Source organism: Streptomyces sp. NPDC101237 (assembly GCF_044767465.1).
Classification (GTDB): domain Bacteria; phylum Actinomycetota; class Actinomycetes; order Streptomycetales; family Streptomycetaceae; genus Streptomyces; species Streptomyces gramineus.
This window is the reverse complement of sequence record NZ_JBIWNY010000026.1, coordinates 91,602-104,560: the sequence shown is the minus strand read 5'-3', so window position 1 is coordinate 104,560 and position 12,959 is coordinate 91,602. Positions and strand designations below refer to the sequence as shown.

The following is a 12,959-nucleotide window of genomic DNA, read 5'->3' as shown; positions in this document are numbered from 1 at the left end:
ATTCGGCCTCACGGCCGAGGGGCACCTCTTGCCATGCTGATGGCCAGGGTGCGGGAAGCCAGAACAGCGGCCGTCACGGCAGGAGTTGATCCGGCGGCGCCGCCGGGTCGGCTTCGTGGGTCGGCGCGGCGAGCTGAACGCGTTCCCGGGGGAACCCTGCCCGGGATCCGTTGGACGACGACTTCCCGTTCTTTGTTCCGTGTGCGGGACAACGCCCACGTGGGCGAGACGTCGCTGCTGCGGCGGTGAGAGGCGGTCACCCGTGAACGGGGCGCAGTTGCGGTATGTGTCGACGCGAATGTGCACAGTGCCGTGGAGGCGATGGACGGGATCGGCGGCCGGCTTGGCCTTCGGGGTCTGGGCTGCGTCGGTTCGACCAGCTGCCGGCAATGTTGCGCCCGCGCGGGCGCGAGGTGCGGTCGGCCCGGGAGAATCAGACGGCCGCGGAGGACGCCGGCGCGCAGCCGGCCGCGGCTTCGCTCCCGGCGTCGGTCGCCGCGCAGGCGGGTCTGGCCGGCTCGGGGATGGTCCCGGTCGTCGGGGCTCTGGCCGGCGCCGTCGATCCGCACCAGGTCGCCCAGGGCGCCCAGGGCGCGGACCGGCTGCGGGCCGCTTCGGGCGCCCGGCTGTGAACCCACGACGCCGTACGGCTCGTCATGGATCCGGTGGGGGTTTCCACCCCGGTGTTCCTGGAGGAGTTGGCGGAGCCGGCGGAGGCGGCACGGCGGCGGCCGCGGCTGGTGCTGGTGCTGTTCTTCGACGTGTACGAGGGCGTGGTCGCTCCGCACCCGCAAACGAACCTCCCGCGCGAAGCATCTTCGACGACATCGACGACGACTAACGACCGCACCACCCGCGCCAACGCCACACACATGTCCACCGCGAAGAAAACCAGCCTAGCCTCGTCCCGCACGCCTCAACGATCGGTAAAACGGACGAGGCCCACGGAACCGCCGGTGATCTCGGCCGTCCATGGGCAGCGATCCACGACAACACCCGCATCCCGGCCGGCTTCCGGCTCTACCTGACCGCCACGCCGCGCATCCTCGCCGCGGCCCGCCCGCAGAAGGGCGCGGACGGCCAGGAGGCGGAGATCGCGACCATGGCCGATGAGCCGAACGGGACGTACGGCGCGTGGCTCGCCGAGCTCCATCTCTCCGAGGCGATCGAGCGGGAGATCCTCGCCGGGTTCGAGATCGACGTCCTGGAGATCCGCGACCCCTCCCCCGTGACCGGGGAGTCGGAGGAGGCCCGGCGGGGCCGGCGCCTCGCACTCCTGCAGACCGCGCTCCTGGAGCACGCCGCCGCGTACAACCTGCGTACGGTCATGACGTTCCACCAGAAGGCGGAAGAGGCGCAGGCGTTCGCGGACAAGCTCCCGGAGACGGCAGCCGAGCCGTACGTCAACGACGCCTCCGATGAGGACCTGGCCGCCGCCGACAAGCTGCCGAAGTCCTCCATCGACGCGGAATTCTACGAGCTCGAGGCCGGCCGCCACGTACCCCTGGACCGGGTGTGGTCGGCGTGGCTGTGCGGCGACCACACGGTGGCCGAGGGCGACGACTACCGACCGCCCCGGCTCTGACCGACCCCGGGCCCGGTGTCAGGGCCCGGGGGCTCCCACGTCATGGCGCTGGTGGGCCGCTACCAGCGGCGCGGGATGGTGACCCGGACCTCCGCCAGGACGACACCGGTCGCAGTGTCGCGGTGCACCGGGACGTACAGACCGGCGGTGTCGCCGACCGCGAACCAGCCGCCGGGCCAGGAGGCGTCGGTGGTCTCCAGCTCCATCCCGGCGAAGGGGCCACCCATGAAGCGAACCGTCACAGCAGTACCTCCGTCTGGCGGGAGCTTCCCGCCTCACCCCTTGGCGGGGCTCAGTGCCCGGAGGACAGCACCGGGTGCCGGCGAATTCCGTCCGGCCCGCCGCCGGGCCGACGGCGGGTCCAGCGCGGCGGGCCCGGCCGCCGCGCAACCGGCTGAGCGCGCCCCCGATCCCCGATGCTGCCACCCACCCTTTCCTTTCCTTCCGTCTTTCTTTTTCTGTGCGGGATCGTGGCTGCTGAGGGGATGTCAGCGCCCCGACCACGGGAAAACCATGCGGTGACCTGCACGGACGCGGGGGCGTTCCTGCGGGCCGCGCAACACCTACCGCAACCCTTGGCGCAACACCCAGCGCAACAGACAGGCGCAATCCCTGGCGCAACCCCACGTGCTCCTGGTCGACCGGGGCGGCCGGTCACGCGGCCCGGACGGCTCCGTGGAGGCGGGCGGGCTGGCGCAGCTCGGAGCGTGCCGCCGGCACCGAGGGGGCGGTCTCCCCATAGGGGCGCCACCACAGCCGTACGGACAGGAGCAGCAGGCGGCGACGCAGAACGGTGGTGTCGCGGGGGCGGGGTGCGGCTAGCGCGTCGTAGGTGGCGTTCCAGAGGCGGCGTTCCAGTCGGCTTGCGTCTGCACCAGGCCGCCGGGGAAGGCGGTCGCCTCCATGCCGCCATTAGATCGCTTGATCGAATGGCAGGCCACTTCGGACACGCACGCCCCTGGCGCGACGGATCGGGTGCAGACCAGCGCGGTCGGGTCCGTGGTCGGGTCTGCGGTCGCCCCGACCACGGACCCGACCATGGCAGGGCGGCCTACGCCGGTGCTCCCCCGGCCGCCGTGTCCCAGCCACCCAGGAAGGCGGCCAGCGCGCGGCGCTGGGCGTCCTCGCGGGCGACCTGCCGGGCGAGGACGCCGCGGTCGACCTACGGGTCGACCGCGGCCAGGACCAGGCGCTGGAGTTCGGCCGGCTCCAGCACCTCCACCTCCCACCGCACCGGGCGGGCCGGGCCGAAGCCGTAGCGGCGGGCGAAGTCCAGGCCAGCGCAGGTCGCCGCTCTTGCCCTCGGTCGCGGGCAGCTCGCAGTGCCGGACCTGCTCATAGGTCAGCAGCACCCGCTCCGTGCGGCTCCAGCAGCCCGTCCGTGCCACCCAGTCCCGCTCGATGTCCTCGCCCGAGCAGTCGAAGTCCCCGACCACCAGGAGCACGGCGACGCGCGGGTCGGCGGTGACGCGGTCATGGACGACGTCGGCGTACGACTGCGAGCCGAAACCGCGGACCACCAGGACCGGGATGCCCGCCGCGGCGAGCCAGCCGGCCAGCTGCTGGCGCAGGGTGTCCTTCTCCGCCGCGGCGTACAGCGCATGCTCCTGGCCCTCAGTGCGGCCCAGCCGGAACCAGCGACCGTCGAGGTGACGGCCGCGGCGTGGCCGTCGTAGCTCACCCCGAGCACCTTCCCCGTGACCGGGTCGTACTTCTTCTCACGCAGCGCCGAGACCCGTATGCCCTTCGGCTCCAGCAGCTTCTTCGCCTCGCCCTGTCCACGCCTGGTCAGCACCCACACCTGCCGCTGGTCCTCTCGTACCAACCCGATCCGCACCAGCTGGTGGTCCTCCAGATCCAGGAGGTTGTCCCGCACGAGCTTGTCGTGCTGGTTGTCCGACCAGGTCAGCTTCCACAACTGGTCGAACGTAGCCCTCAGGAAGATCCCGAGCGCTTGCAGAAGCTCCCGGCGTCAAGGTCCGGCCGAAGTCCTCCCGTGCTGAGGCTGCCTGGCTACATCTACATGAGGGTTGTCGGACCTGCGACGACCCCTGCCCGCCCGGTCTGACCTGCAAGAACACCCGACCCTTGGCGACACGGCGCGGAGGGAGTGACGGAAGGAGCCCACGGAAGGGGCCTCTCCGGCCTGGTCAAGGGTCTCCTCGGGCCGGCCTGCGATGCTCGCCACAGGGCGCACCCGGAGATGGGCCGGGCCCACCCCGCCATTCACCTTCTACAGGTCCACGTTTCGGCCCGTGTGTGACGCCGACCCTGGAAAACCCCTCCGCCATGACCGCATCCTGATCAACGCCGACCGGTGACAGCGAAGTCGGGACGGTTGTCACCGATGTTGGGAGGTACGCCAGTTCCGACAGCGAACAGGGAAGGTGGCGGGTCAGCGCTGCTCATCTCCGCATGTCGCATCGGAGCGGGCCGGCCAGGGCGACTCCCCTGGATTCATCGAAGGCTGGCTAAGGGCTGTCCCGGAATGTGGTGCAGGCTGTCACGCCACTACCCCCAGGGCAGGGGGCATCAGCTGTTGACCGCGGCGTTTGCCTTCGACGCTCGCCAGGGGCGAGAGTCTCATCCGGACGCCCTTCGGGGCGATGTCGTGCGAGCTCGGGGCAGGGGCAGAGGATGTGCGTAGTGGATGCGGCGGCCAAGGAGGCTGCCGTTGCTTGGTTCCTCCGCGAGTACCCGCAGGCAGAGCAAGCTGAATACGCCCACCCCGCTCTTTTGGGCTGCACCGATGTCGCTTGGTCGCAGATCCCCGGGTGCCCTGCTGAGCTCCCGGTGCTGCTCCGTGGTCTCCTCGATCAGGTAGCCGGCCCCGAGGCCCTGCGCGTGCTGGACAACGTGCTGATGAACGGCGTCTTTCACGTGAGCCCGGCGATGTCGGCCGCCCTGCCCTTCCTGATCCGCCTGGCAGCACTTCCTGACATCGTGGTGCGCTCCGGCATGGTCGACCTCTTGGTCGTTGCCGCAGAGCTGTCTCAACCTGTCGACGCGGACAACGAACGCCAGGTCCTGCTGCTCGGCAACGAATGCGATCACCCGGAACGCGCATGGTGCAGGGCCGCCTTCGCCACACACGCTCCTGCGCTGCAGGCGTTGTTGGAGGACAAGACTCTTCCAGACGGACTGATCAGCGCGGCCGACCGCGAGTGCCTGCTCAAGGCTATTGAGCCGCAGAGGTACTCCTCCTCCTAACTACCGCGGCCGGCACGAGTGCAGGGCGTGAAATGATCTTGCTGTGTCTGGTGTGATCACAGCGTCGAACCCTTCCTGGATAGCCCCGTTCACTGGGCTGAACCCGCGTCAGTTCGTCAAACTGATCACCGCGCTGCGCCGTGAAGGAGCGGATGCGGTCCGTAGAGGACGACCGTGGAGCCTGCCGTTGGAGGACCGGGTTTTGCTGGTCGCCGCTTACTGGCGGACGAACCTGACCTTGCGGCAGCTCGCCCCGCTGTTCGGAGTCTCGAAGTCTGCTGCCGACCGCATCATCGACCGTCTCGGGCCCTCGCTCGCGCTCCAGCAACGCAAGCAGTTCCGCAAGGGCACCGTGCTGATCGTGGACGGAACCCTGGTCCCCACCCGCGACCACACCATCGCCGAGCAGTCCAAGAACTACAGGTACTCCACCAACCACCAGGTCGTCATCGACGCCGACACCCGGCTCATTGTCGTGATCGGCCGACCAGTCGCCGGCAACCGCAATGACTGCAAGGCATGGGAGCTGTCCGGCGCGAAGGACGCTGTTGGAAGGGCGACGGTGATCGCGGACGGCGGCTACCGGGGTACCGGCCTGGTCATCCCCCATCGCCGCGAGAAAGGCCGGGCGGAACTGCTGGCATGGAAAGAGGAGCACAACGCCTCCCGTCGCAAGGTCCGTGCCCGCGTCGAGCACACCTTCGCCCGCATGAAGAGCTGGAAGATCCTCCGCGACTGCCGCCTAAAAGGCGATGGCGTCCACCAAGCCATGCTCGGCATCGCCCGCCTGCACAACCTCGCACTCGCCGGGTGAGCGAGCACGCCGTCCATTAGACGAACGCGGCCAGACCGACCAGATCATTTTGCGGGACAGCCCTTAGGGCGACTGCCGACATGAGCGAAGACGGAAAGATCACGGTGTTCTTGCTGGATGACCACGAGGTCGTGCGGCGGGGCGTTCACGAGCTGCTCCCGGCCCCGGAGGATATCGAGATCGTCGGGGAAGCGGGCACCCCCGCAGGCGCTTTGGTGAGGATTCCCGCGACCCGCCCTGACGTGGCCGTGCTGGACGTGCGCCTGTCGGACGGCAGCGGCGTCGAGGTCTGCCGCGAGATCCGCTCACAGAACGAAGACATCCAAGCTCTCATGCTCACCTCGTTCGCGGATGACGAGGCCGTCTTCGACGCCATCATGGCCGGCGCCGCGGGGTACGTACTCAAGGCGATCCGCGGCGACGAACTGCTTTCGGCAGTCCGCGATGTGGCAGCCGGTAAGTCACTGCTCGACCCGACCGCCACCGCTCGCGTGCTGGCGCGCCTACGTGATGGCAAGGACGCCCAAGGGACCGACCGCCCGGCGAGCTTCACAGAGCAGGAACAGAAAGTCCTGGACCTGATCGGCGAGGGCCTGACCAACCGGGTCATCGGCGAGCGACTGCACCTCGCCGAGAGGATCGTCAGGAATCACGTGTCCAGCCTGTTCTCCAAGCTGGGAATGGAGCGCCGCTCGCAGGCCGACGCTTACGTCGGCCGCCTGCAGGCCGAAAAGCGCTGAAGTTCAGGAGCGTCGTGCTGCGAACGCTGAGAGCCGAACAACTCCGGGTGCGGCGGACTCTGTGCCCTGCCTCACCCGAAGCCCCTGTACCGGTGACCGGCGACGTGCCAAGTTCGCTGTCGGAGCGGGCACATTCCCCATCCTCGGTGGCACCCATCCCGACTTCGCTGTCACAGGTCAAACGCTGTGACTTCGATCGATAGATGGCCCCGTTGTGCGGTCTCTGTCGATCTGGTCCCTGTCTCAGTTGATCTGGTCCGAGTCGCTCGTTGCCTCAGATGATCTGGTCCGCCCGGTGTCCGGTGTCCGGCCAGAGGCGAACCAGCCAGTGCTCGACACCGTAAGGAAAGCTCCCTCTAGCGGCGCGGGCGTCCGCGCGGCCTCTGCACCACACGGCCATCTGGTAGGGGCCCGGGGGGACAGTAAGCGTGAACGGCGCTTCCTGGCCGGACACGCCCGACATGAGAGCGAGGTGACCGGCAGGCACGACGAGGGTCTCGCGGGCGTTGACCTCCCAGGGGTCATCGCCCGGTCCGTGCAGCGGTTCGGCCGTCCAGCACTCCAGGTCCACGTATGGCTCGTGGGTCTCCACCGCGCTGGCGAACGTGGCGAGTACGGAACCGGCGCCGACGGTGACGGTGACCAGGCTGCCGGGCACCGGCTGCCGGTCCGTCGCGTTCGCCTGCACGGGAACCGCGGTGTCGACCAGGCTGAACGAGTAGCTCTCGGCGATGACCAACCCGGACGCCACATCCACGACGCCGTCGGTCCCCGGTTCCTCGACTGAGGACATGCGTCCGCCTCTCTCCAGCTCTCCGCGAAGGTCACGGAGAGCCGGAGATTACCGGAGACCTGCGTCCCGCGAGACGACCGTCGCGGGAGGGGCACCAGGACGACCAGATCATCTGGGACGACGTGCGACATCCGCACACGCCGGGCCAAACAGGTTGAGATCCCTAGCTGCTGCCAGTTGCAGCTGATCTGGTCGCCGCAGGTCACGAGCACGGCGTGGGGTCAGATCATTTGAGAAGGGACACCCGTGCTCTCGGGCGTCGATGAGGTCGGCGGGTTGCGAGGATCTGCAGTCGGCCCGCGTGAGGATCAATTGGTGGCCCCAGCGAGTCCTGGTCTGGCCGTTCAGGTCAGGACGGAGGAGGGACGGCGCGGTTGAGAGGTTCCAGATCGCCATACAGGGCGGCGTGGAGCGCGGCCGCGAGTTCACGGGCCCGTTCCTCGCTCGGCACGTCGTGCATCATGAAGTAGATCGGCCCTGTGTAGGCGTCCGTCCCGGCCTCGTGGTTGTGGACCAGGCGGACGATCGCGGCCCGGATGGCATCGTTCACGGTGTCGTCGACAGCATGTCCGGAGCCGGCGGTGAGTGTGTCTGCCTTCACGGTCCACCGTGGACCCTCGGATTCGATGGCGATGAACACGGCGCTGTGCGCCATGGCCTGCCTGTATGCCTTGTGGAAGGCCCCGGTGCCACTGGCGACGGGGATGAGGTGGGCGGGGCAGGGGACAGGCAGCGGCTCCATGAGGGGATTGTGCAAGAAGCCAGGAGGCTCACGTCCGCTGACACTCGAAGATCGTCCGGGTAGGTTTGGCGGCCGTCTCGCAGGGCGTCCAGGGCGTTCGCCGAGGCCTTGGGGCCAACTACGGATCGGAGGGGCCACCTACCGGTCGCCGTCTACGCCACCCTGGCGACGAAGGGGTCGACGTACCTGGTCCGCGGCGACCTGCGCAGCCGCACGGTCACCGCCCTCCACCCGAACGTGGAATGCCCCTCCCTGTCCCCCGACGGCACCCGAGTCGCCTACAAAAAGCGCGTCAAGGGCCTCCCGAAGGACGCCCCCTGGCACCTGTACGTCCTGGACCTCCGGACCATGCGCGAGACCCCGCTGGCGGAGCCGCGCAGCGTCGACGACCAGGCGCTCCGGAAGGACGCGCACACGGTCGTCTACGCCCTGCCGGGCGACTACGGGGCGGACCTGTACGAGACCCCGGCGGACGGCACGGGAAAGCCGCGGCGGATCAGCGTGCCGGCGGTGTTGCCGGCGTACCTGCCCTGACCGACACGGACCGGCATGGACCGGCTCCCGAAGGCCTGGGAGCCGGTCCGCCGGGATTGCCCGGAGCCGCCGTTTCAGGGCGACTACTTCACGGCGACGCCGTCCCCGGTCGCGTTGGCCGCACCGGTGGTGCCGGTGCCGGCGAACCGCCAGCGCCAGGTGCCGGCCGAGTGCGCGGTGACGGTCGTCCGCAGCTTCCCGCTTCCGTCCGTGGTCACCGTCTTGACGGTGCCGTACGTCGAGGAGCCGGCCTTCTTGAACTGGAGGGCGACGTGCTGGGCGCCGAAGCCGTCGTAGCCGCCGCCGGTCCAGTCGGCGCGGGTCAGGGTCCCGGTCACGGTGAGCGCGTGCCCCTTGGCGACGGGCTCGGGGCCCGCCTGGGTGGCGGTGAGCCGGGCGTAGCGCTTGACCTTCATCGTCTTGCTGGTGGTCAGCCCGTAGTAGTCGCCGTCCTTGGCCGCGGCCTCGGCGTCGAGGTGCCAGGTGCCCGCGTCGGCGTTCTCGAGGTTCTCGTAGTCGGCGCCGTCCGGGTCCAGGAGGTACTTGAAGACGCACTTCATCGTCGTCGAGGAGGGCCTGGTGCAGTCGGCGCTCCTGGCGAAGGCGATGCGGCCGGCGGGGCTGACCAGCTTGCCGCCGTAGATGTCCTTGATACCGGAGTTGTCCTTGGCGGTCGCCGTGACCGTCAGGCCGTGCGCCGTGCTGGCGCCGAGATAAAGGGTGGACTTGCTGAAGGTCACCGACGTGAAGACGGTGTCACCCTTGTGGGTGTCCGCCTGCGCGGCGGGGGCGGACAGGGCCAGCACCGCAAGGGTGCCCGCGGCGGCGGCCGCGGCCGTACGGATGTGCATCTCTCTCCCACACGATCAGCCGGATCTTCGTCCGGGCGTGCAGAAGACACGCGAGGCCGCCTGTTGGTTGTACGGCGGACACCCCTGGTTCACCGCGCGTCCGCCCGGACACGAGGGAGCCGCGCGGCGCCGGCTCACCGGGGCGCTTCAGGAGCATGGCGACTCCCGTGTACCACATGAACTGGGTTCCCTCGCCGTACGGCGCGGCCAGGGCTACGTCACGGGTGACAGCAGCCGTTCGGCGGCCACCGGATCGGTGCGGAACGAAGGGCCGGGCCCGGGTCGCGCGCTCCCTGGCGGTCCGCGGTGTCCGGCCTCCTCTTCGGGTGTCCGGCAGGACAGTGGACGGACGGAGTGAGGTGTCCGGATAGATGCGGCATGCTCTCTCGCTCAGAGGTCGTTTTCTCCCGTTGTTTCATCCCGGAATCTGCAGAGTGCCCGAGGAGAGGAAGGACGAGGTGCCGACCCCGCGGCCGGCGTGCCAGGACGTGGGAAGGTCGCTCCAGCTCCGCGGGGGATCGTCCGCCCTACTGCTTCGCCGGCGCTGCTGCCAAGTCTCCCCGGGGAAGGCCTCCAGCCATCGCATGAGCAAGTCGGCTCCGCGCACCCGGATGTAGCGGGTGTGTTTCGACGACCCGGCCGAGAGTTCGCGGAGCCGGACGACCGCCTGGTCGCGAGACTCGGCGGTGACCACCCAGGTGTCCGGCGTCATCCGCGGCGGGAAGGCGTCCTGGAGAGCCCTGCATGCTGCCCCGTGAAACGCGACGACCTTGTCCTGCGACGTCGCCGCGGCTGACATCGTGGCCGTGGTCGTCATCTCGCCTGCCCGAAGAGCAAGTCGAGACTGGCGGAGTTGTAGCCGGGCCCCGGCGCCGGCGGGCGCATTCGCTCGCGTTCTCGACGAGCGTGGTGGGCGAGGACCTGTTCGACGACCTCACCCTGGCTCGCGGCTAATGGTGGGCTCGGGCATTGGAACCCTCCGAATGCCTGCCTGTGAGTAGCCGCGCTTAGCGCCATTTACGTCGATCTGCCCTGCCCTTCGTAGGACAGCCTCAGCAGGTCTTGCCGCCACTGGCCGAGGTACCAATTGCCGGACTGTTCACAATCGATGGTGGATCTGACGACGGCGGTGTCGCCGGAGGTCACCTCCGCGAGTACGTCTCCTCGCGGCGAGATGATCATGCTGGGGCAGTGCTGGTGAGGGTCCGCGGCGTTCGCCGCCAGGACGAACCGCTGGTTCTCCGCTGCGCGGCTGATGAGGTGGCTTCTCCAAACCCCGGCTGGCTCGACTGTATTTGCGGCGTGGGTGAGGTAAATAAACGCCTGTGCTCCGCCGCTGGCAAGGTGCTGCCACTGCTCGGGGAAGCAGATCTCCCGGCAGATCTGGATCATCGGGCAGGCCACCCGCCTCCTGCCGTGCGACAGACACGGCCAGGTCCTCTGGCACAGGCGAGGAGGACCTGGCCGTCCGCACCAGGAGCCAGCAGGGCAACGCCGAGCAGTCCGTGGCGGACGGGGAGGCGACCTGCGGCCCCCTACGGCATGTCGAGCGCGTTGACGGAGAGCTCGTTGTCGACGGTGTAGTAGGGCCGAACCCGCGTCCGCCCACGAGGCGCGTCCTCGAACACAGTGACCGGATAGACGTGCACGTTCTTGCGGTCCTTGACGTCGCCGAACCAGCCGGCCACACGTACCGACTCTTCTCTGCCTGCCACGTGAACCCACAGATCCCACAGGTCCTGCTCTTCAAAGTGCAGGCTGGAAATTGCCGCGGAAGAGATGCGCGCGTGCGCCAGTTCATCCGCATCACAGTGCCAGGCCAGCTCCAGTTCGTCCCCGCTGGCGCGGCGCTTCAGCGTGAAGCTTTCAACCTGTGCCTCGGTCCCGAACATCTGCACTGCCACGTCGATCTCTTCGGTCTCGGTGTAGACGTCGATCCGCTGGACTTCGGCATGGACGTCGGCTGCACGGGAGGTCAACGCGACGTACCCGTCCACCGTCTTGTATGGAAGTACCGCACGTACCGGAGAGTGATTCACATTCGGACGGAAGGTTGTCAGCCCGCGCAGATCAAGCAGATCGCTGCGCAGGCGCTTACGCGGCCCCTTCGCTGGGTCGATCCACAGGTCCCATACAGCGTTTCCCAGTCCCAGCGCACGCTCGACGGGGGCCCAGACGCGATCGTCGGTGTCGCGAGCTAGCGGCACACGAACAGTAGTGCGCTCCTCACCTCGGCGGACCAGCAGAAGCTCTCCCTCCTTCACCGGAGCGTCCGCCGCCAGCACGACACGGAGTGAGCCATCCGCACCGGCATGAACGGTGCCCTTCATGTGCGCAATGTCATGGTGCGACGACTGCGGGGCCATGCGAGCCCTGTCCCGTCGGCGACCACGGAGATCCAGCAGCCGGCCCCGCAATGACGACCGCCTAAGGTCGCGGAACAGCTCCTCGTACCGCACGGCGATTGCTGCGGGATCGAATCGTTCTGCGTTACGGCGTGCTGCGGCACCCATAGCTGCCCGTGTCTCGTTGTCACCGATCAGCTGCAACAGGCCGTCGGCAATGGAGTCGACATCCCCGGGTGTGACTAGCAGGCCGTCCTCACCGTCGCGGATGATCTCGCGGGGGCCGAGCGGGCAGTCGGTGCTGACGACCGGGAGCCCGCAGCGCATCGCTTCGACGATGGTCATGCCGAAGGATTCACTCTCAGAGGTCACCGCGGCGATGGAGCCCTTGACCCATTCAGCCTCGATGGGAGAGGCGAGGCCCATCAGGTGGACCTGGTTGTACAGGTCGAGGTCGTTGATCAGCGTGCGCAGCTTGCCTCTCTGGCCGCCGGCGCCGTAGATCCGCAATTGCCAGTCCGGGTGATTTGCGGCGACCTTGCCGAAGGCCTGAACCAGCAAGTCGTACCGCTTAATGGCTGCTAGACGCCCTGCGGCGACAATCGTCTTGGCGTTCGGGTCCGCGGCAGGCAGCGACGGCTCAGGCACACTGTTAGGTATGGAAACAATGCGCAGCCCGGGAACCGCCATGTGCTCTCGGTAGTTCTCCGCGTCAGCCTCGGACACTGTGATAAAGGCATCCAGGCCTGTGTAGCTCGCCTTTAGCTCCGGCAGCAGTGGCTCCGGATGTGACTCCAGGGTGATGTGCTCCTGCCCGATGGCCAGGGTGCCCTTGCTGGCGAAGCGCGCGACGTACACGTTCAGGCCCGGGCGCGTCCCGATGAGCACGTCCGGCTTGTTGCGACGAAAGTACTCGGCGGCCCGCTCGTCGGTCACCGTGCTGTATTGGTGATAACGGGTCTCGCCTGCAGGGAAAACCCGCGCTGGCTCACTTCGAAGCGCCCCGGGTACCTCGCGCGTGTCGATCAGGGCGGTCACCTTGACTCGCGGATCAATCGCGAACAGCGGCGTATCAGTGGACTGGAACACGGACACAATCTCCACTTGATGGCGTTCGGCTAGCGCGCCTGCCAAGTTGATCGTTGTTCGATTCGTCCCACCCAATCCGAAAACATCATGGATAAGGAAGGAAATATTCATACCGCGCTCCAGGTTCGGGCGGGCCCCCCGCCAGCCGATCTCGCCCACAGCATACCTTCAGGTTGCATACACGTTTTTCACAGGCGTTCCGGCGTTCAACCACCAGCAGCACATGTACCTGACATTCCGACTGCCGCAAGCACCG

At 68.2% G+C, this 12,959-nt stretch carries 11 protein-coding genes and 2 pseudogenes; 6 read left to right on the top strand and 7 right to left on the bottom strand.

Translation table 11 applies throughout. From position 1 onward, the window contains the following. The first annotated feature begins 389 nt into the window (after positions 1-389). Both ACIRQ9_RS31925 and ACIRQ9_RS31920 read left to right on the top strand, forming a co-directional pair. Positions 390-632 carry a hypothetical protein gene (locus tag ACIRQ9_RS31925; protein WP_404181272.1) on the top strand — a complete coding sequence of 81 codons (243 nt, stop codon included), beginning with the start codon at positions 390-392 and terminating at the stop codon, positions 630-632. Between the two features lie 302 nt (positions 633-934). Next, a pseudogene (locus ACIRQ9_RS31920) lies at positions 935-1,555 on the top strand (helicase); the annotation flags it as partial. 89 nt (positions 1,556-1,644) lie between these two features. Here the strand turns inward: ACIRQ9_RS31920 and ACIRQ9_RS31915 are convergent. Continuing rightward, positions 1,645-1,812, bottom strand: a complete 168-nt coding sequence (locus tag ACIRQ9_RS31915; protein WP_404181269.1) for a hypothetical protein — start codon at positions 1,810-1,812, stop codon at positions 1,645-1,647. Between the two features lie 935 nt (positions 1,813-2,747). Beyond that, positions 2,748-2,924, bottom strand: a complete 177-nt coding sequence (locus tag ACIRQ9_RS31910; protein ID WP_404181266.1) for a hypothetical protein — start codon at positions 2,922-2,924, stop codon at positions 2,748-2,750. 1,298 nt (positions 2,925-4,222) lie between these two features. Here ACIRQ9_RS31910 and ACIRQ9_RS31905 point away from each other — a divergent pair. The 3 genes from ACIRQ9_RS31905 to ACIRQ9_RS31895 all read left to right on the top strand — a co-directional run bounded on the left by ACIRQ9_RS31905 (position 4,223) and on the right by ACIRQ9_RS31895 (position 6,349). Further along, complete coding sequence (locus tag ACIRQ9_RS31905) at positions 4,223-4,795, top strand: hypothetical protein (protein WP_404181265.1); 573 nt, start codon at positions 4,223-4,225, stop codon at positions 4,793-4,795. Positions 4,796-4,838: 43 nt separating this feature from the next. Continuing rightward, complete coding sequence (locus ACIRQ9_RS31900; RefSeq protein ID WP_404181262.1) at positions 4,839-5,609, top strand: transposase; 771 nt, start codon at positions 4,839-4,841, stop codon at positions 5,607-5,609. Positions 5,610-5,689: 80 nt separating this feature from the next. Further along, on the top strand, positions 5,690-6,349 hold the full coding sequence (locus ACIRQ9_RS31895) for a response regulator (RefSeq protein WP_404181259.1): 660 nt from the start codon (positions 5,690-5,692) through the stop codon (positions 6,347-6,349). 274 nt (positions 6,350-6,623) lie between these two features. Here the strand turns inward: ACIRQ9_RS31895 and ACIRQ9_RS31890 are convergent, their stop codons facing one another. Further along, positions 6,624-7,142, bottom strand: a complete 519-nt coding sequence (locus ACIRQ9_RS31890; protein WP_404181256.1) for a hypothetical protein — start codon at positions 7,140-7,142, stop codon at positions 6,624-6,626. A gap of 349 nt (positions 7,143-7,491) precedes the next feature. After that, on the bottom strand, positions 7,492-7,884 hold the full coding sequence (locus tag ACIRQ9_RS31885; protein ID WP_404181253.1) for a hypothetical protein: 393 nt from the start codon (positions 7,882-7,884) through the stop codon (positions 7,492-7,494). A gap of 153 nt (positions 7,885-8,037) precedes the next feature. On the opposite strand from ACIRQ9_RS31885, the pseudogene ACIRQ9_RS31880 reads away from it, so the two are divergent. Further along, a pseudogene (locus ACIRQ9_RS31880) lies at positions 8,038-8,418 on the top strand (TolB-like translocation protein); the annotation flags it as partial. An 83-nt stretch (positions 8,419-8,501) separates the two neighbouring features. Here the strand turns inward: ACIRQ9_RS31880 and ACIRQ9_RS31875 are convergent. The 3 genes from ACIRQ9_RS31875 to ACIRQ9_RS31865 all read right to left on the bottom strand — a co-directional run bounded on the left by ACIRQ9_RS31875 (position 8,502) and on the right by ACIRQ9_RS31865 (position 12,862). Next, positions 8,502-9,269, bottom strand: coding sequence for a calcium-binding protein (locus ACIRQ9_RS31875; protein WP_404181251.1), 768 nt, complete (start codon positions 9,267-9,269; stop codon positions 8,502-8,504). Between the two features lie 1,017 nt (positions 9,270-10,286). Next, positions 10,287-10,661 carry a carbon-nitrogen hydrolase family protein gene (locus ACIRQ9_RS31870; protein WP_404181248.1) on the bottom strand — a complete coding sequence of 125 codons (375 nt, stop codon included), beginning with the start codon at positions 10,659-10,661 and terminating at the stop codon, positions 10,287-10,289. Positions 10,662-10,804: 143 nt separating this feature from the next. Next, entirely contained in the window at positions 10,805-12,862 is a 2,058-nt protein-coding gene (locus tag ACIRQ9_RS31865; RefSeq protein WP_404181245.1) for a glycosyltransferase family 4 protein, read from the bottom strand. Positions 12,863-12,959 lie beyond the last annotated feature (97 nt).

What these genes read in the sequence shown, in the direction of transcription:
- ACIRQ9_RS31915 (WP_404181269.1), bottom strand. Translation starts at nt 1,812, where the DNA reads ATGGGTGGCCCCTTCGCCGGGATGGAGCTGGAGACCACCGACGCCTCC.
- ACIRQ9_RS31925 (WP_404181272.1), top strand. Translation starts at nt 390, where the DNA reads ATGTTGCGCCCGCGCGGGCGCGAGGTGCGGTCGGCCCGGGAGAATCAG.
- ACIRQ9_RS31875 (WP_404181251.1), bottom strand. Translation starts at nt 9,269, where the DNA reads ATGCACATCCGTACGGCCGCGGCCGCCGCCGCGGGCACCCTTGCGGTG.
- ACIRQ9_RS31895 (WP_404181259.1), top strand. Translation starts at nt 5,690, where the DNA reads ATGAGCGAAGACGGAAAGATCACGGTGTTCTTGCTGGATGACCACGAG.
- ACIRQ9_RS31870 (WP_404181248.1), bottom strand. Translation starts at nt 10,661, where the DNA reads ATGATCCAGATCTGCCGGGAGATCTGCTTCCCCGAGCAGTGGCAGCAC.
- ACIRQ9_RS31890 (WP_404181256.1), bottom strand. Translation starts at nt 7,142, where the DNA reads ATGTCCTCAGTCGAGGAACCGGGGACCGACGGCGTCGTGGATGTGGCG.
- ACIRQ9_RS31905 (WP_404181265.1), top strand. Translation starts at nt 4,223, where the DNA reads ATGTGCGTAGTGGATGCGGCGGCCAAGGAGGCTGCCGTTGCTTGGTTC.
- ACIRQ9_RS31885 (WP_404181253.1), bottom strand. Translation starts at nt 7,884, where the DNA reads ATGGAGCCGCTGCCTGTCCCCTGCCCCGCCCACCTCATCCCCGTCGCC.
- ACIRQ9_RS31910 (WP_404181266.1), bottom strand. Translation starts at nt 2,924, where the DNA reads ATGAGCAGGTCCGGCACTGCGAGCTGCCCGCGACCGAGGGCAAGAGCG.